The 23,545-nt window shown below is 68.1% G+C and carries 16 protein-coding genes; 11 read left to right on the top strand and 5 right to left on the bottom strand.

Annotated elements, in window-relative coordinates; genetic code table 11:
• Window positions 1-2: 2 nt before the first annotated feature.
• Window positions 3-6,623: an SDR family oxidoreductase gene (locus LFM09_RS15545; RefSeq protein WP_414097138.1), complete on the bottom strand. Its 6,621-nt coding sequence runs from the start codon at window positions 6,621-6,623 to the stop codon at window positions 3-5.
• Between the two features lie 448 nt (window positions 6,624-7,071).
• Here LFM09_RS15545 and LFM09_RS15540 point away from each other — a divergent pair, with 448 nt between their 5' ends.
• From LFM09_RS15540 to LFM09_RS15525, 4 genes are all read left to right on the top strand, one after another.
• Window positions 7,072-7,425, top strand: a complete 354-nt coding sequence (locus tag LFM09_RS15540; RefSeq protein ID WP_414097227.1) for a PLDc N-terminal domain-containing protein — start codon at window positions 7,072-7,074, stop codon at window positions 7,423-7,425.
• Window positions 7,422-8,024, top strand: a complete 603-nt coding sequence (locus LFM09_RS15535) for a hypothetical protein (protein WP_414097137.1) — start codon at window positions 7,422-7,424, stop codon at window positions 8,022-8,024. The genes LFM09_RS15540 and LFM09_RS15535 overlap by 4 nt, the downstream gene beginning before the upstream one ends.
• A 183-nt stretch (window positions 8,025-8,207) precedes the next feature.
• Window positions 8,208-9,026, top strand: coding sequence for a hypothetical protein (locus LFM09_RS15530; protein ID WP_414097136.1), 819 nt, complete (start codon window positions 8,208-8,210; stop codon window positions 9,024-9,026).
• A 42-nt stretch (window positions 9,027-9,068) separates the two neighbouring features.
• A complete protein-coding gene (locus tag LFM09_RS15525; protein ID WP_414097135.1) occupies window positions 9,069-9,680 on the top strand; it encodes an ANTAR domain-containing response regulator in 612 nt (203 codons plus the stop codon).
• Here the strand turns inward: LFM09_RS15525 and LFM09_RS15520 are convergent.
• Window positions 9,661-11,073 carry a hypothetical protein gene (locus LFM09_RS15520; RefSeq protein WP_414097134.1) on the bottom strand — a complete coding sequence of 471 codons (1,413 nt, stop codon included), beginning with the start codon at window positions 11,071-11,073 and terminating at the stop codon, window positions 9,661-9,663. The two genes, LFM09_RS15525 and LFM09_RS15520, sit on opposite strands and share 20 nt — an antisense overlap.
• Before the next feature lie 451 nt (window positions 11,074-11,524).
• Here LFM09_RS15520 and LFM09_RS15515 point away from each other — a divergent pair, with 451 nt between their 5' ends.
• From LFM09_RS15515 to LFM09_RS15495, 5 genes are all read left to right on the top strand, one after another.
• Window positions 11,525-12,748: a branched-chain amino acid ABC transporter substrate-binding protein gene (locus LFM09_RS15515; protein WP_414097133.1), complete on the top strand. Its 1,224-nt coding sequence runs from the start codon at window positions 11,525-11,527 to the stop codon at window positions 12,746-12,748.
• A gap of 74 nt (window positions 12,749-12,822) precedes the next feature.
• Entirely contained in the window at window positions 12,823-13,737 is a 915-nt protein-coding gene (locus LFM09_RS15510; RefSeq protein ID WP_414097132.1) for a branched-chain amino acid ABC transporter permease, read from the top strand.
• On the top strand, window positions 13,734-15,446 hold the full coding sequence (locus LFM09_RS15505) for a branched-chain amino acid ABC transporter permease (RefSeq protein ID WP_414097131.1): 1,713 nt from the start codon (window positions 13,734-13,736) through the stop codon (window positions 15,444-15,446). The genes LFM09_RS15510 and LFM09_RS15505 overlap by 4 nt, the downstream gene beginning before the upstream one ends.
• Complete coding sequence (locus tag LFM09_RS15500; protein WP_414097130.1) at window positions 15,443-16,252, top strand: ABC transporter ATP-binding protein; 810 nt, start codon at window positions 15,443-15,445, stop codon at window positions 16,250-16,252. The genes LFM09_RS15505 and LFM09_RS15500 overlap by 4 nt, the downstream gene beginning before the upstream one ends.
• Complete coding sequence (locus tag LFM09_RS15495) at window positions 16,249-16,965, top strand: ABC transporter ATP-binding protein (RefSeq protein WP_414097129.1); 717 nt, start codon at window positions 16,249-16,251, stop codon at window positions 16,963-16,965. The genes LFM09_RS15500 and LFM09_RS15495 overlap by 4 nt, the downstream gene beginning before the upstream one ends.
• A 55-nt stretch (window positions 16,966-17,020) precedes the next feature.
• Here the strand turns inward: LFM09_RS15495 and LFM09_RS15490 are convergent, their stop codons facing one another.
• Window positions 17,021-18,193: an alpha/beta hydrolase family protein gene (locus LFM09_RS15490; RefSeq protein WP_414097128.1), complete on the bottom strand. Its 1,173-nt coding sequence runs from the start codon at window positions 18,191-18,193 to the stop codon at window positions 17,021-17,023.
• Between the two features lie 78 nt (window positions 18,194-18,271).
• On the bottom strand, window positions 18,272-18,631 hold the full coding sequence (locus tag LFM09_RS15485; protein ID WP_414097127.1) for a hotdog fold thioesterase: 360 nt from the start codon (window positions 18,629-18,631) through the stop codon (window positions 18,272-18,274).
• Here LFM09_RS15485 and polA point away from each other — a divergent pair.
• Window positions 18,630-21,410, top strand: a complete 2,781-nt coding sequence (gene polA / locus LFM09_RS15480; RefSeq protein WP_414097226.1) for a DNA polymerase I — start codon at window positions 18,630-18,632, stop codon at window positions 21,408-21,410. The genes LFM09_RS15485 and polA overlap by 2 nt on opposite strands.
• A 193-nt stretch (window positions 21,411-21,603) precedes the next feature.
• Here the strand turns inward: polA and LFM09_RS15475 are convergent, their stop codons facing one another.
• The gene (locus tag LFM09_RS15475; RefSeq protein ID WP_414097126.1) at window positions 21,604-22,467 is read right to left on the bottom strand and encodes a 4a-hydroxytetrahydrobiopterin dehydratase; all 864 of its coding nucleotides are present in this window, start codon (window positions 22,465-22,467) and stop codon (window positions 21,604-21,606) included.
• Window positions 22,468-22,612: 145 nt separating this feature from the next.
• Here LFM09_RS15475 and LFM09_RS15470 point away from each other — a divergent pair.
• Window positions 22,613-23,545 (top strand): glycosyltransferase (locus LFM09_RS15470; protein ID WP_414097125.1); only part of this gene is annotated, 933 nt, incomplete at its 3' end.

Here is a 23,545-nt window from a genome sequence, read left to right as displayed (position 1 = left end):
GCTCACCACCCGGACGCGGTGTAGACCACGGACCGCAGCTTCTCGTCGCCCCACGCGAGCTCACGCAGCAGGCTGAGCGCGCCTTCCTCCGGGTCCATCAACGAGATCCCGCGCCGTGCGTACTCGGCGCTGAGCTGTTCGGTGACCATGCCGCCGTGGCTCGCAGTCGGAGCCCACGGTCCCCAGTGGACGGTCAACGCCCGGCTGCCTGTCTTGTCGGCCCACTGCCCGCCCAGTGTTTCGAGCGCGTCGTTCGCCGCCGCGTAGTCGACCTGGCCGCGGTTGCCGAACGTGCTCGCGATGCTTCCGAACAGCACCGCGAACCGCGGTCCGTTCGGCAGGTCCGCCGTCGCGTCGAGCAGCGTCCTCGCGCCGTCGACCTTCGTGCGGAACACCCGGCGGAACGACTCGGGGTCCTTGTCCGCCACCAGCTTGTCCTCGATGACGCCCGCCGCGTGCACCACGCCGTCGATCCGGCCGTGCTCGGTGTGGATCTCCTTGACCAGCTCGCGGACCGCGCTCTCGTCGAGCACGTCCGTTGCGTGGTAACGAACTTCGCTGCCGAGCCTGCTGAGCTCGCCGATGGTGGCTTCGAGCTCGCGCTGGGCCAGGATCAGCTTGACCTGCTTCTCGATCTCCGCGGGTTTGCGGATGGTTCGCGCGAGGACGTTGCGCAACGCCTTGGCATCCACGGCCGCCGCGATCTCCGGACTCTCGGGTGTCGTCGCGCGGGGTGTGCGGCCGACCAGCTCGATCCGGCACCGGCTCGCCGCCGCCATGACCTTCGCGCAGTGCACCGTGACGCCACGGGCGCCACCGATCAGCAGCAGCACCGAGTCCTGCGTGAGTCCCAGCGCTTCCGCCTCGGCCACACCGTCACCCGCCGGGCCTGCTCCCGTATCCGCCAGCGCGCCGAGGGTCTTCTCGACCGGCTGCGGCGCGTACCGCTGTCCGTCGCGGAGCACCACGACCGGCTCGTTGTCCTTGATCAGCAGTTCTTTGACGACGTCCGCGGGCGCACCGTTCTCGACGAGCCGGACCTGGCTGTCGGTGTACTCGCGGGCGAGCGTCCGGAACAGGCCGCGCATGCCGAGCGCGCTGCCGCCACCGATCACCCACCTCGGCTGGCGCGCGAGCTGTGCCTTGAGCGCCGGGAACACTTCGCACATGTCGGTTTCCGCGCACCCGATGAAGATCAGGCCGTCCGCCGGGCCGTCGTCGGTGCGGACGTTGACGCCCAACGTTTCGAGCTGAGCCGTGACTGCTTCGAGGTGCTCGCCGTCGATGCCGAGGACGCAGAACGTGGTGCCCTTCAGCTCTTCGGGGTCGCGTTCCTCGACTTCCGTGATGAGGCCGTCCAGCATCAGGAGGCGCTTCGGCGGAAGGGCTTTCGCGGCTTCCTGCTTCTCAACGGGTGCTTCCTGCGGGGTCGTGCCCTGGAGCTGGTCGGCGAGCGCTTTGGCCGTGCGAGCGTTCGAGAGTTCGTCCAGCAGGTCGTCGCTGAGACCGAGCCGTTGGATCAGCTCGCCCGCGATCTCGGTGCGCTTGATGCTGTCGATGGACAGGTCGGCTTCGAGGTCGAGGTCTGGTTCGATCATGTCGACCGGGTAGCCGGTGCGGTCCGCGATCACTTCGAGCACGGTCGTCGTGGCGTCCTGGACGGGCGGTTCGCTGGTCACGTGGGCTTCGAGCCAGGACGCAATCGCTTGCGCGGTGCGTTGCTTGGAGAGCTCGTCGAGCTGGTCGTCCGGCACGCCGAGACGTTGGGTGAGCTCGCCGGCGATCTCGGTGCGCTTGATGGAGTCGATGGACAGGTCGGCTTCGAGGTCGAGATCGGGCTCGATCATGTCGACCGGGTAGCCCGTCCGGTCCGCGATGACTTCGAGGACTGTGGTCGTGATGTTCTTGGGCCGCGGTTCGGGCTGCTGTTCGGGTTGGGGTGCGGGAAGCGCGGGCACGGTGAGCGGTGCCTGGACGGGAGCGGGTGGGTTGCCGAGGTGGGCCAGCAGGACGTCGCGCTGGGCGGCGACGATCTCCCGGTTGGCGCGCAGGAACTCGGCGATCAGGGCGTCCTGGTTGACGATCTGCTGTGGCACGTCGATCTCCACGAGCTCGGCCGGGGCGAGGCCACCGGGCAGGTAGTTGCCGTCCGCGGTGCGCACGAACTGGCCGTCGACGGTCCAGCCGGGCTTGGCGGTCTTGGCGGGTTCCTGGGCGCGGCCGGCGAACAGCCAGCCGGTGCGAACGTCCACTCCGGACACGGCGAGATTGGCGATGGCGCCGAGGAAACCCTTCAGCCCGCCGTCGGTCTGCACGACGGTGTGCGGGCGCTCGCCGAGGATCTTGGCCGTGAGCCTGCCGAGCACCGTGCCGGGCCCGACCTCCACGAACGTCCGTGCGCCCGCCGCGTACATGTCCTCGATCTGGTCCACGAACCGGACCGGGGCGCCGACCTGCAGGGCCAGCTCCTCGCGCGGGGGTGCGTGGTACTGGCCGGCGGTCCGGTTCGACCACACCGGCAGCTTCGGTTCGCTGATCTTCGCTTCGGCCAGGGTTTCCGCGAACAACGTGCCGGCGCCGGCGATCACCGGGCTGTGGAACGCGCACGCCACCTCGATCGGCTTGACCGTGAGACCGGCGTTGCGGAGTGCTTTGACGGCTTCGTTCACCGCCTCGGTCACGCCGGAGATCACGACCTGGTCGGGGGAGTTGTGGTTCGCGATCACCACGCCCTCGGTCAGGTGCGGCTCGACTTCCGCGGCGGTGGCGGTGACCGCGGCCATCGTGCCGGGGTCGCCCTTGGCGGACTTGAGGATGGCTTCGGCGCGGGCGCGGCTGAGCTTCAGGAGCGTTGGGGCGTCGAAGGATCCGGCCGCGGCGAGGGCCGTGAGCTCGCCGTAGCTGTGGCCGGCGACCAGGTCCGGGGTGATGCCGAGGCGGGTCAGGAGGTGGTGGACGGCGAGGCCGGCGACGCCGAGGGCGGGTTGGGCGACTCGGGTGTCCTTGAGGGCGGCGGCCTGGGCTTCGGCGCCTGCTTCGTCGAACGCGGTGCCGGGGAAGATGGCTTCGGCCGGGGCGTCCGGGAGGTGCAGCAGGTGCTGGACTTCCGGGAAGTGCACGAACAGATCGGCCAGCATGCCGACGCGTTGCGAACCCTGGCCGGGGAACAGGAACGCGAGCCGGCCCGGGGTGGCGTCCGCGACCGGGCCGGGTGTGGCGTCCGCGGCCTGGATCGATCCCGATTGGCTGGCCCCCTGGGGGGAGAAACCCCCCATCCCAATCGTCTCAAGGGGGTCTGACGGTTTTGGCGGGTTGGGGCGGCGCAGGAAGAGGTTGCGGGCCGGTTCACCCGAAAGTGCGGTGGCGAGGAGGGTGCGGAGTTCGTCCACGGTGGAGGCGACGAGGGCGATCTCGATCGGGGTCGTGCGGCTGTCGGAGCGTTGGGAGGCGGCGAAGGCCAAGTCTCGCAACGGGATGTCGTTCGACAACCCCGCGAGGAAGTCGGTGGCGTCGGCGTGGCTGCGGAAGGTGAAGAGTTCGGCGGACCACTCGGACAGGCCGTGGCGCAGCGGGGCGTTGGTGTGGGCGCCGAGCACGGCGTGGAAGTTCGTGCCGCCGAAACCGAAGGCCGAGACGCCGGCGTAGCGGGGGCCGGTCCAGGGCTTGGCGGAGGTGGCGAACTGGAACGGGGACGACGTGGCGTCCCACGCGGACTGAGGCGACGACAGCTGCAGGGTTGGCGGGGCGATGCCGGTGTAGACGGCCAGGGAGGCCTTGATCAGGCCCGCCAGGCCCGCGGCGCACTTCGTGTGGCCGATTTGGGATTTCACGGAGCCCAGGACGGCTTGGCTCGCAGCGGCGCCGTGCTCCAAGAACACTTCGGTGAGGGTGGTGAGTTCGGTGCGGTCGCCGACCACTGTGCCCGTGCCGTGGGCTTCGACCAGGCCGACGGAGGCGGGGGAGACGCCGGCTCGGGTGTAGGCGCGTTCGAGGGCGCGGCGTTGGCCGGCCGGGCGGGGAGCGGTGAGGCCCAGGGACTTGCCGTCGCTGGAGGAGCCCATGCCCTTGATCACGGCGTAGACGCGGTCGCCGTCGCGTTCGGCGTCGGCCAGGCGCTTCAGCACCACGACCGCCACGCCTTCACCCAGTGCGATGCCGTCTGCAGCAGAGTCGAACGGGCGGGAGCGGCCGGTGCGCGACAGGGCACCGACGCTGGTGAACAGGAGGTAGTCGTGGGCGGTGTTGTGGAGGTCGGCTCCGCCGCACAGCACCAGGTCGCTGGTGCCGGCCACCAGTTCCTTCACGGCCACGTCCAGGGCTGCCAGTGAGGAGCCGCAGGCGGCGTCGACGGTGTAGTTGGTGCCGCCGAGGTCCAGACGGTTGGCGATGCGGCCGGAGATGACGTTCGCCAGGACGCCGGGGAACGTGTCCTCGGTCAGGTCCGGGAGTTGCCGGGCCAGAGCGGGAGGGATCGACCCCACATACGAAGGCAAGGTGGACTTGACGATGGCGGCGTTCGAGAGGTCGCTGCCGGATTCGGCACCGAACACGACTGAAGCTCGTGAGCGGTCGAAGGAGGTCGCGGCGTCGTTCAAGGCGCGTTGGGCTACTTCGAGAGCCAGCAGCTGCGTGGGTTCGATGCTGGGCAGGGCCGAGGGCGGGATGCCGTAGGCCAACGGGTCGAACGGGATCTCCGGGAGGAAGCCGCCCCACTTCGACGCGGACTTGCCGGTGTCGTAGTAGATCGCGGGGTCCCAGCGGTGCGGCGGGACCTCGGTGACCGAGTCGACGCCGTGGACCACGTTGGACCAGAACGACTCCAGCGAGGGCGCACCGGGGAAGACGCACGCCATGCCGATGATCGCGATGTCCGCGGGGACGATCGGATCCGCGGCAGCAACGGGAGAAGTGCGGCCGAGAAGCTCGGACGCGCCTGTCGTCACGGCCGCGTGCAGGTCGGCCACGGAGGTGACCGAGTCGCGGAGAACGGCTACCTGACCGGCCATGAAGAGACCGCTGCGGAGCTGTTCCTCCGCGGAGACGGAGACCAGCGAGGAGCCTTGCCGTTCGACGCCCTTCGAAGCGATGCGCAGGCGGCCGACGTTGAACTGCTCCAGCGCCTCCCAGATCTCGCGGTCCGGCACACCAGAGGAACGCAGACGTTCTTCTGTCTCCTGGAAGTCAGAGGTGATCGGGCTGCTGACACACCGGGTGGCGTGGCCGGGCGCGGAGACCAGGAGCTCGGTGCCCGAAGCAGCGACGACCTGGTCCTGGAACGTCGGCTGGATGGCGCCGCACGCCACGGCTTCCTGCGTGAACAGGTAGGCGGTGCCCATCAGGACGCCGACACCACAGCCGCGGGCCTGCAGCGAGGCGGACAGCACGTCGACCATCGCGGCGGAGCGGGCGTCGTGGATGCCGCCGGCGAACAGGACGTCGACCGAGGCGTCGGGCTGAGCGTCGAGGAAGTCCTCGAGAACCGCGATCTGGTCTTCCCACAACGGGAAGCTGGTGCGCGGGCCGACGTGACCACCGCACTCGGAGCCCTCGAACACGAAGCGGCGCGCACCACTGCTCAAGAACTGCTGCAGCAGACCCGGCGACGGCACGTGCAGGAACGTCGTGATGCCCAGCTCTTCCAGCTCGCGGGCCTGGGCGGGGCGGCCACCGGCGATGATCGCGGCAGCGGGGCGCAACGAGCGGATGACCTCCAGCTGCGCGTTGCGGATCTCCTCGTTCGCGAACCCGAGCACGCCGACGCCCCACGGCAGTGAGCCGAGCCGTGCCGCGGTCTCCTCCATCAGCGAACGAGTGCGCTGAGCGTCCGCCAGTGCGAGAGCCAGGAACGGCAGACCACCGGCGGAGGCGACCTCGAAGGCGAACCCCGGCTCGTCGGAGACACGGGTCATCGGGCCCTGCGCGATCGGCAGCGGTGTGCCCAGCGACGGGCAGCTCAGGCCGGTTCCGACAACGGTGACAGCCTCACCGATGGCCGCGACCGCGCGGCGAACCGTGCCGTGTCGAGACGCGAACCGGGCCGCGGCCTCGTCGGAACGCCGCAGCTGTTCCCGGGCGGCGGAGTCCAGATCGGACTCGTCCAGGAGCGCGAGCTGACTGTCCAGAACGACCCCGGCAGCGCCAACGGCCCGCGCGGCCGCAGCCACGCGAGGCCCACCGCGCACCCACACCGGCAGCCCGAGATCGAGCGCGAGAACGGCCTGGAGCAGCACGAACGACGAGAGCTCGGACGAAGAGACCTCGCTGCCCGACACGATCAAGCCGTGCGCGTTGGACAGCCGCGCCAAGCGGGCCTCGTCGGCGGAGGTGACCTCGACCAACGTGCGGTAGCGGGCGACGTCGGCGATCTTCCAGGCGCTGTCCGGTCCGAGCAGGACGGTGTGCACGCCGGGCGGCAGGTCGGCCGGTGTGAACGTTCCGGTACCCGGCGCGCGGACGCCGTAGCCCGAAGACGTCCATTGTTCGGACAGGGCGAGTGCGGACGAGGCGTCGGCAGACGAGAGATCGAGAATTCCGCACGCCCCGGCTTTGCTCAGCGCGGACACCACGCGGGCGCACGGAGAGACACCGATAACGAGGTCGCGGAGTGGTGCAAGCGAAGCCATGAAACCTCATACGGAATCGAGGGAAACGGAATCCGAGCAGACGCTGCGGCGTGCGCGAAATTCGACCTCGTCGTCGAGCCATTTCACCCTGGAGAGTGAATTGGTTGCTCAGGTCGGACCATAGCGGTGGACCTGTCAGCCGAGCAAGACGTGATACACCTGATGTTCGGTGTGGTATGGCACACGAACCACGTTCTGGTAATTCCACGCCCATCTGCGGCTGGGCAAATGAGCCGGTGCGTCTCACTCCGACCAGCTGAGACGGCGTGGACCACGCCATTCTCAAATAGTGGAAAGAAACAAGCGTGTTAACGCGAAGTGGCGACTTTTGTTTCACGGTCGTTCACAACTTCGTGAATTGACGCCCCAGTTGATTGACGAGTGAACCATGTTCACGACCTGGCCCCTTGTGCCACGATGTGCGCGACCGCACGACCTGGGGGTGGAGATGCTGTACTTCGGTGGGCTGTTCGGAGTGGTGACACTGTGCTTGTGGATCTTCGCGATCGTCGACGTCATCACGACCGACGAGGGCTCGGTTCGCAATCTGCCGAAGATCGGATGGCTTCTCCTGGTCTTGCTGTTCCCGTTGGTGGGTTCGATCGCGTGGCTCGTGGCGGGCCGTCCGGTGGGGGCCGGACGCGCGCGTTCAGGTGTGTACGAGCGCACGGCGCCGACCTACCCCGAGTACGACCGGCCGGGACGCTTTGCGGCCACCACACCTGAGGACGATGAGGAGTTCCTGCGCCGCTGCCGTGAGCGCGCGGAGGAACAACGACGTAAGGGACGCGAGAATCAGTGAGGAAAGCCCTGCTGTTCTTAGTTGTTCTGCTCGCCGGCTGCGGTGGCAACGTCCAGATGGGCGCGCCACCCCCGGCGCCCCAGACGTCCACTTCGGACAAGCTGGCGCCCGCCGAGTTCCAGTCGCGCTGGTGGACCTGGGCCTCCCAGCCCACCGTGACGAACCCGGTGTCCGACACCTCCGGCCGGTTCTGCATGAGGGACCAGCCCGTCGAGGTCTGGTTGCTCGCCGGGTCCCTCGGCAACGGCGCGGTCGAGCGCCAGTGCCGGGTTCCGGCCGACAAGCCGCTGCTCGCACCGGTGGTGAACCTCGCCAGCGACGTCGCCGGCTGCGAGAGGTTCATGAAGAACGCCCAGGGCGAGGTGCTCATGGACGGCTCGACGCAGGCGTTGACCAGGGTGTCCGCCACGCCGTTCACCTACGAGGCGCGTGCGGGCAACCCGTTCGGCAACCAGGTCGGCCGGATCAACTCCGTCGGCTGCGGGCTCTACGCGTGGATCAACGCGCCCGCGTCCGGTGAGCACGAACTGGTCATCCGCGGCTCGGCCGACGGCAAGGAAGTCGACGTGAAGTACAAATTGATCGTCGGAGCCGACTAGTCCGGGTAACGTGGTCGTCGGCGTCCGAGCAGACGTGAGGCTGGAGCCGCTCCCCGGCAGCGAGCGGCGCACTCCGCCGCAGTGTTCAGGAACTCCTGCTCACCGAAGCGAACCGACCACGTAGACGCGTGCACATGCGTCCTTGTCGTGCCGAGCCGGGCGGCGGAAACGAGGACTGCTGTCATGGCACGTCTGTCCATCACGGATCAGCTGGCCGACCTGCGGCGCACCTACACGGGCGAGAACCTCTCCCAGGCGGTGCCGGCCGTGCGCGACGGGGAGTTGTTGCCCGGCGCGACCACCGAGGCCCAGCAGCAACTGGAAGCCAAAGTGCTGATGGCGGGTTGCAGCGCGGCCTCGATGCTGCAGCTGATGCCGCCGGCGAGCATCGTCCGGCCCGCCCACGCGTTCCGCACGGTGGAACCGGGGGAGACCCTCAAGGTCCACCTGGGCGAACGCGCGCTGGGCCCGTTGCTGTTCGAGCTCCTGCCGCGCACCGAGGCCGGCTACGGCATGGGCGTCGCTGGCCTCACCCACCGGCAGTACCGGCGTTCGGCCGAGCTGACCACCGGTGACGCGGGGGTCGTCCTCGTCGGAGTCGACGAAAGGGCCTGGGACCTGGGCATTCGGTATGTCCACTGGATGCACGAGCACCGCGGCGTCGAGTACACCGACGGTGGCGGCAACGACGACGAGATCGCAGAAGCGGCCACTGGGAGCGCTCTTCTGCGCCGGGTACACCTGTGGCATGACGCGAGCTGGCTCCGAGCACTTCCCATGGGCACCGGGTGGTTCGTCGAGTGGCCCGGTGGCCCCGCTGAGGACGACATCAGGGAGAAGCTGGCCCATCCCGAGTTCGGGACGAGCAGGGAGATCACGCTCCGCCGGTCCGAGGCGCCCACCCAGGACGTCGAGGAGGGCATGCGGACCTACCCGTGGCCTGAGGAGTTCGTGTCTGCCGTCACGGCCGGCGAGCCTGATCAGCGGCCTCACCGCCGGTAGACTGCGCTTTCGCCCGCAGGAACGATCGTCAGGAGGACCCCGGTGACCCAGCAGGCTGCCGAGGCCCAAACCGAAGCCACGCGCAAGGCTCCCCGCGTGCTCGTCGCCGAGGACGAGGCGTTGATCCGTCTCGACCTCGTGGAGATGTTGCGCGAAGAGGGCTACGACGTGGCGGGGGAGGCCGCTGATGGTGAAGAGGCCATCAAACTCGCGACCGAGCTCAACCCCGACCTGGTGATCCTGGACGTCAAGATGCCCAAGGTCGACGGGATCGAGGCGGCGCAGCACATCGCGGGCAACCGGATCGCGCCGGTCGTGATCCTCACCGCGTTCAGCCAGCGAGACCTGGTCGAACGCGCCCGTGACGCGGGTGCGATGGCGTACCTGGTCAAGCCGTTCGCCAAGCGGGACCTGGTGCCCGCGATCGAACTGGCGATGAGCCGGTTCAGTGAGCTCGCGGCTCTCGAACAGGAGGTCGCCGGGCTCACCGAACGCCTGGAGACCCGCAAGGTCGTGGAACGCGCCAAGGGCATCCTCATGACCAAGCAGGGTCTGAGCGAGCCGGAGGCGTTCCGGTGGGTGCAGCGCACCGCCATGGACCGCCGCACGACGATGAAGGCCGTCGCAGAGGCCGTCATCGAGAACTTCGGCTGAGTTCGAGCCACACGGAGTCCGTCTGCCGCCTCGGATCCTCGGGGCGCAGGCGGACTTCGACGTTGTGGCTGCCCTTCAACGACAGCAGCAGCTCGTGCCGGCCCGCGATCCCGCCGGGCATCGGCAGCGTCGCCACGTGACCGCTGTCCAGGTACACCTCGAAGCCCGCTATCGGCGCCACTGATCGCGCGGCGGCCGCGTCGAGGGTGACCACCAGCGTCGCCTCGTTCGGGGTCACAGACGTGAACTCAGCGGTCATCACGGGCAAAACGGGCGCGGGCTCGTCCGGTGCGATCTCCAGCTTCACCGGCGACAGCCCCGGCACCTCCAGGTAGCTCTCCAGCACCTGGGCCTGCGAGGCGCCCGGCATCCGCAGCACGAACGGCGTCAGCGCGTCGCTTCCGTCGGAGCCGAGCAGTTCGGCCGGCACGTCTCCGGCCACGGTCAGCTCGCTGTCCGGCGTGCCGGACCAGCCGCTCACGACCGGTCGCAACGGGAACCGGGTCTGCCCCAGCTGCGCGACCAGGCCGTTCAGGTCCCCACCGTCGCCGATCCGGATCGTCGCCCGCAGTCGTGCAGAAGGAGCCCCACGCAACGGCGCGCGCGCCACGCCGATGCCTGGCGCCTCCTCGTCCGGCTCCAGCACACGCAGCGTCCCCGCCACGATCGGCGTTTCGGTCACCTCGGGCGGCGACGGGAGCGTTCCGGCGATGCCGACCGCGTCGATCTCCACCCGTCCGGGATAGCCGGAGAGCGCCGAGACACCGATCAGCACAGTTGCCTCACGCCATGCCGGCACAACGGGCGAAGAGGCAATCTGCGCACCGTCTTGCAGAACGCGCATTCCGGATCGTGTCAGTACTACTTCGAATCGATGCAGAACGCCCGCACCGCGCGTTCCTGGTGAAACGGAGTCGTCCACCACCACGCGAATCGCATCAGCCGGAGGAATGGGTCCGACGCGATCCGGTGAGCCCGGAACCAGGTCCAGCGTCAGGTTCCCGCGCGGCCCGGCCGCGTCCGTCACCACGACCACCCGGCCGAGCTCATCCGAGTCGTTGAGCTGCAACTGCGCGCGTGGGCGCAACACCGCCGTGTCGCCGCCGCACGGCATGTCGATCACCAGCCGGCCGCCGGAGCCCGAACCGGGGTTCACGCAGCCGGGGCGGCCGCTGAGGTGGTAGCGCCGTTGCAGGAACGTGTCGTCGAAGTCGTCCAGCGAGCCTGCGACCGCCCGCCGCCACGAATCGTCGCTGGGGCGCTCCTTCGCTCTGACCGGCAGCGATCGCCGCCCGAACGCGTCCACCGCGCGCACGTCGGCCCGGCCGGAACCCGCGATCTCAGGGGATGCGACGAGTTTGCCGAACACCTCATAGCCCGACGCGCCGCTCACGGGCGCCCATTGGACACGCCCGTCGCTGCTCCAGACGGAGGACGGCGCCTCAGGAACACCCGATCGGGTGGGCAAAGTGATGAACCCTGCCGCGTACTCCGTCAGCCGAACGGGTTCTGAACTGGGCCTATCCGGCGTGTCGTCGGGTTGGCGCAACACGACCACGGCCGCGATGAGAACTCCGGCGGCACCCAAAACTGCGATCACCCGACGACGGGGAGTCATACGCACACGTTATGGCAGGGGTCCAAAGAGTGAACGAAGGTTACGGTATGTGACATTGCTTAAGCCAAACATAACGCCGCGTTGCGTTATGGTCACGAGCCCATTGGCATTGATGACTGCGGTCACAGTCACAGCCTAGGGTCCGGCCATCCCTCAGCAGAGGGTCAAGGAGCGGTGCGCGGAGAACTCGCGCCCGCCGGGAGCAGGGATAGAGGAGGGACATCACGTGCGTAAGCACTCTGTGAAGTCCGCTGCGATTGTCGGCGCCACGCTGCTTGTCGTCGCAGCCTGTGGCACGAACAAGGGTGAAGATTCCGCCGCGGGGGGCAGCTGCGACACGTCGAAGGGCACTCTGACGATCGGTGTCGTCGCCCCGCTGTCCGGCAACCTGTCCGCTCTCGGCATCGGCATCAAGCAGTCCGCCGAACTCGCCGTCGAAGAAGCGAACAAGAAGTGCACGGTGAAGGGCTACAAGCTGGCCGTTTCCGCGCAGGACGACGAAGCCAACCCCGCCAAGGGTGCCCAGGCCGCCACGAAGCTGGCGACCGACCCGAACGTCGTCGGTGTCGTCGGCACGCTCAACTCGTCGGTCGCCCAGACCGTGCAGCCGATCCTGCGGGACAAGAAGATCGCCATGGTCTCGCCCGCGAACACGAACCCGTCGCTGACCAGGGGCAACGACTTCCTGACCGCGCCGAAGCGCCAGTTCGACAACTACTTCCGCGTCTGCGCCACCGACGACCTGCAGGGGCCGTACGCGGCCAACTACCTGGTCGAGAAGGCCGGCAAGAAGAAGATCGCGATCGTCACCGACGGCAAGACCTACGGTGCGGGCCTCGCCGCCGAGCTGCAGAAGCAGGTCACCAAGAAGGGCGGCGAGATCGTCGGCCAGGAGACCGTGGGTGAGAAGGACACCGACTTCTCCGGCGTCATCGCCAAGATCAAGGGACTCAACCCGGAGGCCGTCTACTACGGCGGTGAGTACCCGGCCGCGGGTCCGCTGTCCAAGCAGATGAAGGACAACGGCCTGAACGTTCCGCTGATGGGCGGCGACGGCATCTACGACCAGAAGTTCATCGACCTCGGTGGTAAGGAGGGCGACCTCGCCACCTCCGTCGGTGCGCCGGTCGAGTCGCTGGCCACCGCGAAGGCGTTCGTCGACGCCTACAAGGCGAAGTTCGGCAAGGAGGACTACGCCGCCTACGGTGCGTTCTCCTACGACTCCACCAACGCGATCATCGGCGGTCTGGCCAGCACGCTCGGCGGCGGTGACTGGGCCGAGTCGAAGCGCGACGACATGCTGTCCAACGTCGGCAAGTACAGCGGCTCCGGTGCCACCGGCGAGATCAAGTTCGACCAGTACGGCGACAGCACGAACAAGGTGCTGACCGTCTACCAGGTCACCGGGACCGCGTGGAAGGACGTTCAGACCGGCGAGTTCACCGGCTGACCGACTGATCACTGATTGAAGCTACGGCGGGGGCGGGCGTTGTTTGCTCGCCCCCGCCGTCTACGGAGGTAGTCGTGTCAGTCCTGCTCCAACAGCTGGCGAACGGGATCGTGCAGGGGTCGTTGATCGCCCTGATCGCTCTCGGGTACACCATGGTGTACGGCATCATCCAGCTGATCAACTTCGCCCACGGCGAAGTCTTCATGGTGGCCTCGTACGGAGGCCTCGCCACGTTCACGCTTCTTCCTGAAGACCTCAAGAAGTCGCCTGCCGTGGCCCTGCCGCTCATGTTCGTCGGCGGCATCCTCGTGGCGGTCGTCGTCGCCGTGATCATGGAACGGTTCGCCTACCGGCCACTGCGCAACGCGCCCCGGCTGGCACCGCTGATCACCGCACTCGGCGTGTCCGTGTTCCTGCAGGAGGCCGTGCGCGTCTGGTACCCCAACGCGACGTCCAATCTGCCCTACCCGAAGGTCTTCCCGGAAGGCAACCTGTCACTCGGCGCGATCAGCGTGCCGTGGACCGGCGTGCTGCTGGTCGTGCTGGCGGTCGGTCTGTCCGTCCTTCTGCAGACCTACATCAACCGATCGCGGATGGGCCGGGCGATGCGCGCGACCGCGCAGGACCCCGACACCGCGAAGCTGATGGGCGTCAACCCGGACCGCGTGATCGTCCTGACGTTCATCTTCGGTGCCGTGCTCGCCGGCGTCGCGGGCGTCATGTTCGGCGGGTACCTGAGCAACATCAACATCGACATGGGCTTCCAGAACGGCATCTTCGCCTTCACGGCGGCCGTCCTGGGCGGCGTCGGCAGCATCCGCGGTGCGGTCATCGGCGCGTTCATCATCGGTCTGATCAAGACCCTGGCCGGTCAGTACATGCCGGGTGGCACCCAGTACGACTACGTGTGGATCTTCGTCGTGCTGATCCTGGTGCTCGTGTTCCGCCCGCAGGGTCTGTTCGGTGAGCCGGAAAGGGTGCGCGCATGAGCGACCAAAAGCGTTCCGCACTCGCGCCCTTCGGCAAGCCGTTCGCGGTTGCCGGCGGTGTGCTGGCTCTCGTGGCGGCCATGCTGCCGTGGGTCACGTTCAGCCTCAACGACGGCAACTGGCCGGACAAGTCGACGCTGCAGTTCTTCGACGCGCCGTTCGGTCTCACCGGCTTCCGCTGGCACATGCTGCTGCTCGGCATCTTCATCCTGGTCGCGGCGTTCGCGCCGATCCCGTCCAGGGGCCGGGTCATCCGCGCGCTCGGCTGGGGCACCGTCTCGGTGTCGTTCATCAACGGCGCGTACATCACCAGCAAGGGTGGTGGCCTCGGTGCCATCACAGCCGTCGACGGTGCGTTCGCGTTCGGCAGCATCGTCGGTCTGGTCGCCGGTGTGCTGGCGATCCTGGCGGGCTACGGCATCGGCCTCGAGCCGGTGGGCGAGTGGAAGTTCAAGATCTCCACGCCGGTCGCGTACCTGGTGCTGCTGGTGTCGTTCGCGGGCGTGCTGTACGCCGTCGCCGCGATGCTCACCACCGGTGGTGTCGGCACGTCGAACCCGTACGCGGGCGCGATCTTCCTGTCGTTCCTCGGCTTCGCCGGCGGTGTGCTCGGCGCGCTGAGCGGTGTCGGGTACATCCGCTGGCTTTCGAAGCTCTCGGAAGACCACCGGGTGTTCAGCGTGATCGTGCTGGCGGCGTGCGCGCTGCTGCTGCCGTTCACCGACGCCGGCAACGAGTACTGGATGACGGTCGCGGCGAACATCGGCATCTACGCCGCCACCGCGATCGGCCTGAACATCGTCGTCGGTCTCGCAGGTCTGCTCGACCTCGGATACGTGGCGTTCATGGGCATCGGTGCGTTGGTGGCCGCGAACTTCTCCGGTGCGGCAGCCGCGTACTTCGACTTCACCCTGCCGTTCCCGGTGGCCGCCGTGATCGCCGCGATCGTCGCCGGCATCTTCGGCGCGGTGGTCGGTTCGCCGACGCTGCGGGTCCGCGGTGACTACCTGGCGATCGTGACGCTGGCGTTCGGTGAGATCTTCACCCGCTCCGCCCAGAACAACATCGCCGGCTTCACCAACGGCTCCAACGCCATCCCGGGCATCCCGCCGCTCTCGCTGTTCGGCGCGGAGTTCAACAAGCAGTTCTCGATCGGCGCGGTGAAGCTGCCCGCCGGTGTCCTCTACTACGTCCTGATCGTGCTCCTCGTGGCCGCGACCATGGCCGTGTTCGCGAACCTCAAGTTCAGCCGCATCGGCCGTGCCTGGATCGCGATCCGCGAGGACGAGGACGCGGCCCGCGCGATGGGCATCAAGACCGGCCAGGCGAAGATCCTGGCGTTCCTCATCGGCGCCATGCTCGCGGGTCTCGCGGGTGCGGTGTTCGCGCACAAGAACGGCACCGTGTCCTACGAGTCGTTCAAGTTCCTCGAGTCGGTCACGCTGCTCGCGGCGGTCATCCTCGGCGGCATGGGCTCGATCCCGGGCGCCGTTCTCGGTGCCGCGCTGCTGTTCGTGCTGCCCGAGAAGCTGCGCGACTTCGAGGAGTACCGCCTCATGATCTTCGGCCTCGCGCTGATCCTGATCATGCGGTTCCGTCCGCAGGGCCTGATCCCGGACCGGCACCGCCGGGCCGAGCTGGCCGACGAGGACGTCGGTGGCGCCGCGGTCGACGAGGTCCACGCGTCATCGAAGGAGGCGAAGGCGTGAGCACGCCGGTTTTGGAAGCGCGCGACGTCTCGATGGTCTTCGGTGGCCTCAAGGCGTTGAAGGGCGTCACCCTGACGCTCGAGGAAGGCAAGATCGTCGGCCTCATCGGCCCCAACGGCGCGGGGAAGACGACGTTCTTCAACTGCCTCACGGGTCTCTACACGCCGACCACCGGCGAGGTGTTGCTCAAGGGCAACGTCCTGCCCGGTGACCCGGCGAAGGTGACGGACGCGGGTGTGGCCCGCACGTTCCAGAACATCCGCCTCTTCCCCAGCATGACCGTGCTGGAGAACGTGCTGGTGGGTCGGCACGTGCGGATGAAGCAGGGCCCGCTGGCCTCGCTTTTCCACGGCCCGGCCTACCACCGCGGCGAGAAGGCGGCCCGCGAGCGTTCGCGTGAGCTGCTGGAGTTCGTCGGCCTGCGCGGCCCGGACGACGAGCTCGCGCGCAACCTCCCGTACGGCGACCAGCGCCGTCTGGAGATCGCGCGTGCGCTGGCGACCGACCCGGCGGTGCTGCTGCTGGACGAGCCCACGGCGGGTATGAACCCGCAGGAGACGGAAGCGACGCAGCAGCTGATCTTCCGCATCCGCGAGACGGGCGTGTCGGTCGTCGTGATCGAGCACGACATCAAGTTCATCTTCGGGCTGTGCGACTCGGTTTCCGTGCTCGTGCAGGGCGAGCTGCTCGTCGAGGGCAGCCCCGAGGTCGTGCGGGCGGACCCGCGGGTGGTCGAGGCCTACCTCGGCAAGCCGCCGGAGGAAGTCGAGCACGACATCGAGGCAGCGAAGGGGGAGCAGGCATGACCGCGCTGCTCGAAGTCCGCAACCTCTCGGTCGCCTACGGCGCGATCGAGGCCGTCCGGGACATCTCGTTCACGGTCGAGGCCGGCCAGATCGTGTCGTTGATCGGCTCGAACGGTGCCGGCAAGACCACGACGCTGCGGACCATCTCCGGTCTGCTGCGCCCGGCGTCCGGCGAGATCCTCTTCCAGGGCAAGCCGATCCACAACGACCCGGCGCACGCCATCCTGGGTGAGGGCATCGCGCACTGCCCCGAAGGCCGCCGGCTCTTCCCGCGGATGACCGTGGAGGAGAACCTGCAGCTCGGCGCCTACGTCCGCAAGGACGACGGGGTCGAGGCCGACATGCAGCGCGTGTACGACCTCTTCCCCGTGCTGGGGGAGCGGCGGCACAACAAGGCAGGCCTCTTCTCCGGTGGTGAGCAGCAGATGCTCGCGATCGGCCGCGCGATGATGTCCAAGCCCCGCCTGCTGATGCTCGACGAGCCCTCGATGGGTCTCTCGCCGATCATGACGCAGCGGATCTTCGACACCATCAAGGAGCTGCAGTCGTTGGGCACCACCATCTTGCTGGTGGAGCAGAACGCCCTTGCCGCTCTGGCGTTGTCGGACCACGGTTACGTGATCGACCTCGGCAAGACCACTTTGGACGGTCCGGGGCAGTCGCTCCTGGCCGACCAGCGGGTGCGCGACGCGTACCTGGGTGAGGCTCACTGAGGTTTGCTCTTTTGGAAGCGGGGCGGAGGACTTTCCTCCGCCCCGCTTTCGTTTGTCAGTTCCTGTCGAACGCGGTGAGGATGCGCGGCAGGGCCAGCTTGGCGGCCTTGCCGTGGTTCACGTCGGCGCCGAGATCGACGAGAGTGCTCCGGGCGTGGTGCTTCTTCAGGCGTTGGTCGCAGTAGGCGGAGGTTTCGAGCAGGGTGTCGCGGTCGCCGGCGGACGAGTAGATCGTCACCGGGACCGTGGGGCGCCAGTCGCAGTAGCCGTCGGCCTCGCGCAGTTTCGCGCCCAGCACGCCGGTCGGGTGCTTCAGGCGTTCGAAGTAGGCCGGGGTCAGGAGTTCGCGCATGGTCTTCGGCAGGTGCCGGAAGATCTCCTCGTTGCGGTGTTCGCCGTCGAAGAGGGCCTCGATCGACGGGTCGTTGAACGCGTCGGCCGGGTCGTCGTACAGGTGGTGGAGGCGGTTCCACGCCACCGTCCAGTACGCCATGTACGCGACGCCGTTGGCGATCTCGTCGTTCAGGGCCTTGGTGACGAGCGCGCTCGGCTTGAAGGGGCCGGAGATCGGGGCCAGGGCTCCCACCTTCAACCTGGGGTCGACACCTCGTTGCAGTGCTTGGCCCAGTGCCATGGTGGCGTGACCGCCCTGGGAGTGGCCGGTGATCATCACGCGCGGATCGGGCCGGACGCCTTGGCGTGCGGCGTACTGCTTGGCCGCGCGTAAAGCGTCCACCGAGGCCGTGACCGTGGACGGGGCGTCGACGTACGGGTGGTAGCCGGGACCCGTGCCCAGGCCCAGGTAGTCCGGGGCTGTGGTGAGGTAGCCGGCCGAGGCGAACAGCAGGGCTGCTGCGCGGTCGTTGCCGTCGGCCACAGAAGCTGTAGAGCCGCGGTAGCCGGTGGTGCCGTGCAGCCAGGCCACCTGGCGTGGTGACCTGTTGTTGTTGCGCGGTAAGGCGACCAGGGCGCTGGCCGTGGTCGGTTTACCGCGTGGGTCGATGGTGCGGTAGACGATCCGCTTCGCGTGCACGGCGAAGCGGACGCGCGAGGTGTCCAGGTCGTAGTCCCCCAGGTAACTGACCAACTGGGTGGTGTCCATCGTGGACACCGGGACGACGTCCAGGAGCTCGCCGCGGGCGGAGTGGGCGGAGGCGGTCGCGGGGACCGCCGCCGTGACCACGACGCCGCACAGGACGGCTGCTGTCAATCGAGTCGAGAAGGTCATGGCACCACGATGTCGTGGTGATCTTGGTGGGACATTGGTGCAAACCGCAGTGTTGGGGTGGGGTTCACCCCAGTGCGCTTACGCGGCGGGCGGCTTCGGGCGCAGCAGGCACGTGAGGCGGGCGGTGCAGGTGCGCTTGCCCTCCTCGTCGGTCACGACGATCTCGTACGTCGTCGTGCTGCGGCCGAGGTGGATGGGACGGGCCACGCCGGTGACGAGGCCGTCTTTGGCAGCCCGGTGGTGGGTGCAGGACAGTTCGAGTCCGAGCGCGATCGAGCCGAACTGCGCAGCGTGCATGGCGGAGGCGATGGAGCCAAGCTGCTCGGCGAGCACCGCGTTCGCGCCGCCGTGCAGCAGGCCGAACGGCTGGCGGTTGCCCTTGACCGGCATCGTGCCGATCAGCTCGTTTACATCCCATTGGGTGATCTCGATGCCCATGCGGGAGGCCAGCTGTTCGGCTTCGAGGTCTGTGGGCAGGTCGGGGATCACGCGCGCTCCAAGGGCTCAAGCGAAACTGTCAGACCCCCACCCTAGACTCGGGCTCGTGACTAACTCAGACGTGAAGAGGCTCCTGCTCATCGACGGTCACTCGATGGCCTACCGAGCGTTCTACGCCCTGCCCGCCGAGAACTTCGTGACGAAGACGGGCCAGGTCACGAACGCCGTGTACGGCTTCACGTCCATGTTGATCAACATCCTGCGGGACGAGAAGCCCACGCACGTCGCGGTGGCGTTCGACGTGTCGCGGAAGACCTTCCGGTCCGAGCAGTACCCGGAGTACAAGGCCGGTCGCTCCAAGACGCCGGACGAGTTCCGCAGCCAGGTCTCCCTGATCCAGGACGTGCTGGCCACGCTCCGGATCCCCACGATGGAGAAGGAGAACTACGAGGCGGACGACATCATCGCGACCCTGACCACGCAGGCCGTGGCCCAGGGCATCGAGGTGGAGATCGTCACCGGCGACCGCGACGCGTTCCAGCTGGTCAACGACCAGGTCACGGTGCTGTACCCGGTCAAGGGCGTCTCGGAGATGGGCCGGTTCACCCCGGCGTACGTCGAGGAGAAGCACGGCGTGCGGCCCGACCAGTACGCGGACTACGCGGCGGTGCGCGGCGACTCGTCGGACAACCTGCCGAACACGCCCGGCGTGGGCCCGAAGACGATCATCAAGCTGCTCAACCAGTTCGGCGGGCTCAACGAGCTGGTCGACCACATCGACGAGGTGCCGGGCAAGGTCGGCGAGGCGCTGCGCGGCAACCTGGCGAACATCATCATGAACCGCCAGCTCACCGAGCTGATCAAGGACGTCGAGCTGCCGTACACGATCGACGGCCTCGAGGTGCAGCAGTGGGACCGCGACGCGGTGCACCGCCTGTTCGACGAGCTGGAGTTCCGCGTCCTGCGCGACCGCCTGTTCCAGACCCTGACGACCGCGGAGCCCGAGGCCGAGGAGGGCTTCGAGGTCTCCGGTGGCGCGATCCCGGCCGGGACGCTGGCGAAGTGGCTGGACAAGCACGCGCGCAAGACCCGTGTCGGCGTCGCGCTGCGCATCACGAACGACCTGGAGGGCGTCGCGCTGTGCACGGCGACCGGTGAGGGCGGCTACGTCGACGTCTCCGAGCTGAACGAGGCGGACGAGCAGGCGCTGGCCGCGTGGCTGGCCGACGAGAGCGTCGCCAAGGCGGGCCACGACCTGAAGCTGCCGTTGCGCCGCGTCCGCGCCCGCGGGTGGAAGCTGCGCGGCCTGTCCTCGGACACCGCGCTCGCCGCGTACCTGGTGCGTCCCGGCCAGCGCTCGTTCGCTCTCGACGACCTGGCGCTGCGTTACCTGAAGCGCGAGCTGCGCGCCGAGGAGTCCGGCGACGGTCAGCTGTCGCTGCTGTCGGACGAGTCCGAGGAAGCCCAGAAGGTCGCGACCAGCACGATCCTGCGCGCCCGCGCGGTGGCAGAGCTCGCCGACCGGCTCGACCAGGAGCTCGTGACGATCGGCGGCGCGGAGCTGCTGTCGAACCTCGAGCTGCCGCTGATGAACGTCCTCGACGAGGTGGAGGCCGTCGGCATCGCGATCGACGTCGAGCACCTGTCGTCACTGGAGGCGCACTTCGCGGCCGGCGTGAAGGACGCGGCGCAGGAGGCGTACGCGGTCATCGGCAAGGAGATCAACCTCGGCAGCCCGAAGCAGCTGCAGGCGGTCCTCTTCGAAGAGCTGAACATGCCGAAGACGAAGAAGACCAAGACCGGCTACACCACGGACGCCGACGCGCTGCAGAACCTCTACGAGCAGACCGAGCACCCGTTCCTGCAGCACCTGCTCACCCACCGCGACGTCACCCGCCTCAAGTCCACTGTGGACGGACTGCTGAAGTCCGTCGCCGACGACGGCCGCATCCACACGACGTTCCACCAGACCATCGCCGCCACGGGCCGCCTCTCCTCGACCGACCCGAACCTGCAGAACATCCCGATCCGCACGGACGAGGGACGCCGCATCCGCCAGGCGTTCGTCGTCGGCGACGGCTACGCGGAACTGATGACCGCGGACTACAGCCAGATCGAGATGCGCATCATGGCCACGCTGTCCGGCGACGAGGGCCTGATCGCGGCGTTCAACAGCGGCGAGGACCTCCACACCTACGTGGCCTCGCAGGCGTTCTCGATCCCCACCTCCGAGGTGACGGGCGAGATGCGCCGCCGCATCAAGGCCATGTCCTACGGCCTCGCCTACGGCCTGTCCGTCTTCGGCCTCTCCCAGCAGCTCCGCATCCCGACCGAAGAGGCCCGCGAACAGATGGAGGCCTACTTCGCCCGCTTCGGCGGCGTCCGCGACTACCTCAACGAGGTGGTCAAAAAGGCCGGCAAGGACGGCTACACCGAAACCGTCCTGGGCCGCCGCCGCTACCTGCCCGACCTCACCTCGGACAACCGCCAGCGCCGCGAGATGGCCGAACGCATGGCCCTCAACGCCCCCATCCAGGGCAGCGCAGCGGACATCATCAAGGTGGCCATGCTCGGCGTCTACCGCGCCCTCGAATCCTCGGGCCTGCGCTCCCGCATGCTCCTGCAGGTCCACGACGAACTGGTCCTGGAGATCGCAGACGGCGAACGCGAGGCCGTCGAAGCCCTGGTCCGCGACCAGATGGGCAACGCCTACCCGCTCCAGGTCCCGCTTGAGGTCTCGGTGGGCGTGGGCCGCTCGTGGGACGACGCAGCGCACTGACTCAGCCCGGCCCGCCGCTGGTGTTCTCTGGCGGCGGGCAGTCCGGTCTTGGAGCTCACGCGCGGTGAACGCGGGCCGTGGCCCCCGTGGTCCGCGGTCAGATGGGAAAGCCTCCCGGTCCCGCTGGAGGTCTTGGTGGTGTGGGCCGCTCGTGGGACGAGGCCGCGCACCAAGGCAACGCGAGGCGCGCCGGTCAGCGGTCCGCGCCTGCGAACTTCAGGTAGGCCGCGTCGAAGTACTTCGCGAGCTGGATGTCGCGGTCGGACACCCGGTGGCCGATGTCCCAGGTGGTGAGGTAGACCCGCACCGTGCGCCAGATGTTCTCCCAGCGCGGGTGATGGTTCGCGATGTCGCACCCCGGCGCGACCTCCTGCATGAATGCGATCGCGTCGCGAAACCGGCGGAAGCGGTACTCCCGGAACAGCTCGACCCGAATGTCGGAGGGATCCTCCGGCAGCGGGCTCTCCATCACGGTCCACTCGCTGAGCGCGCCGCGCAGCGCGATGTCGAGCTTCTCCGAGCTGATCGGATCCGGTGTCTCCAACGGCGGCACCGGGTACGGCCCCGAGGGGAACGGCCCGATCGCACCGGGCGCGGCGGCCATCAATGACCGCATCTGGCTCACCACGAGTTCGACGTCGTGATCGAAGTACGCTTCGCGGAGCTCGACGGCCTGCCTGTCACCCAGCGCGGCGACCGCCCCGGGCAGTTTGTCGCGTGGCGCCATCCGCGCACCCCCGACCAGCACCGGGATCACGGGCTTTTCCAGTGCCAGAGCCAATTCCAGCTCACGGCGCACCCAGTCCGCCGGCTGGTCGATCAGTCGTTCGCCCCACTCGTTGGCCGCCCGCAGCCAGTTCGGGCCGATCACCACCAGGACGACGTCTGCTGCGGTGACCGCCACTTCGAGCTCATCGGGCCAGACCGTGCCCGGCTGGATCGAGGAGGTGTCGAGGAACACCGACTCGTGCCCGAAAGTCTCCCTGAGCACCGCGTGCAGGCGTCCGGACACCGGTGCGGTGTCGCTGCGTCGGTAGGAGATGAAGACCTGGCCCATGCGTGCCAGCGTAGTGAGCGTGAACAGCTCGACGGGAGTGATTCTTCCTCCCATTGGAATTTATAACGCACAGGGGGACTTGCCGCAAGACCCGGGGTCTTCTCCACAATTCGTGGCCTGAACAGGGGATTGAGGGGATTTCGCCATGCGATTTCTGGTGTCCACGATCGGTTCACGGGGAGAGGCGCAGCCGGTCACCGCGCTCGCAGTGCAGCTGAAAGCGCTGGGCAACGACGTGAAAGTCGTCGCGCCGCCCGACTTCGAAGACCTCGTGACCGGCAACGGCCTCGACTTCACGCCAGTCGGGCCGAACCTGCGCAACGCCGCCATGCCCAAGCTCACGCCTGATGAGCTGCGCAAACTGGGTGAGGAGTCGGTCAGGGAACAGTTCCGCGTCGTCAGCAGAACCGCCGAGAAAGCGGACGTCCTGGTAGCGGGTGGCGCGCTGCAGCACGCCACCCGTTCGGTGGCGGAAAGCATCAATGCGCACTACGTGTACGCGAGCTTCTGTGCGAACACGCTGCCTTCGCCGTTTCACGCGCCTCCCGCTTTGCTGGGAAATGTTCCGATGAACGGAACGCCTGAGGAAAACGAAGCGCAATGGGATCAACACCGCCGACTCTTCGGGCTCGCCCGCGACGTCCTCAACGAGGAACGGGCGAAACTCGGCCTGGACAAGATCGACGACGTCCGCGACCACATCTTCGGCGACGCGCCGTGGCTCGCCGCGGATCCGGTTCTCGGGCCGTGGCCGGGGCCCGGCGAGCTCGTGCAGACAGGCGCCTGGCTCATCGACGACCAACGGCCGCTCACGCCGGAGCTCGAAGCATTCCTGGACAGCGGTGAGCCGCCGATCTACTACGGCATCGGCAGCATGCGAGGCGGGCAGGACGCGGCGCACGAAGCTGTCGAGGCAGCGCGCAAGCTCAAGAAACGCGTTGTCCTGCAACAGGGATGGGCCCGCCTGCAGCTCCCGGACGACGGCCAGGACTGCATCGCGATCGGGGAGGTGAACCAGCAGGCGCTGTTCCGACGAGTCGCCGCGATCGTGCATCACGGTGGTGCCGGCACCACCACG

The organism is Lentzea alba (genome assembly GCF_047445655.1).
GTDB classification, from domain to species: Bacteria; Actinomycetota; Actinomycetes; order Mycobacteriales; family Pseudonocardiaceae; genus Lentzea; species Lentzea alba_A.
The sequence above is the reverse complement of the archived record's forward strand: the minus strand, read 5'-3'. Positions and strand labels throughout refer to the sequence as shown.

Excerpts from the sequence above, each read along its gene's own strand:
- LFM09_RS15545 (WP_414097138.1), bottom strand. The coding sequence starts at position 6,623 with ATGGCTTCGCTTGCACCACTCCGCGACCTCGTTATCGGTGTCTCTCCG.
- LFM09_RS15540 (WP_414097227.1), top strand. The coding sequence starts at position 7,072 with ATGCTGTACTTCGGTGGGCTGTTCGGAGTGGTGACACTGTGCTTGTGG.
- LFM09_RS15530 (WP_414097136.1), top strand. The coding sequence starts at position 8,208 with ATGGCACGTCTGTCCATCACGGATCAGCTGGCCGACCTGCGGCGCACC.
- LFM09_RS15505 (WP_414097131.1), top strand. The coding sequence starts at position 13,734 with ATGAGCGACCAAAAGCGTTCCGCACTCGCGCCCTTCGGCAAGCCGTTC.
- LFM09_RS15495 (WP_414097129.1), top strand. The coding sequence starts at position 16,249 with ATGACCGCGCTGCTCGAAGTCCGCAACCTCTCGGTCGCCTACGGCGCG.
- LFM09_RS15490 (WP_414097128.1), bottom strand. The coding sequence starts at position 18,193 with ATGACCTTCTCGACTCGATTGACAGCAGCCGTCCTGTGCGGCGTCGTG.
- polA (WP_414097226.1), top strand. The coding sequence starts at position 18,630 with ATGCGGGAGGCCAGCTGTTCGGCTTCGAGGTCTGTGGGCAGGTCGGGG.
- LFM09_RS15485 (WP_414097127.1), bottom strand. The coding sequence starts at position 18,631 with ATGGGCATCGAGATCACCCAATGGGATGTAAACGAGCTGATCGGCACG.
- LFM09_RS15475 (WP_414097126.1), bottom strand. The coding sequence starts at position 22,467 with ATGGGCCAGGTCTTCATCTCCTACCGACGCAGCGACACCGCACCGGTG.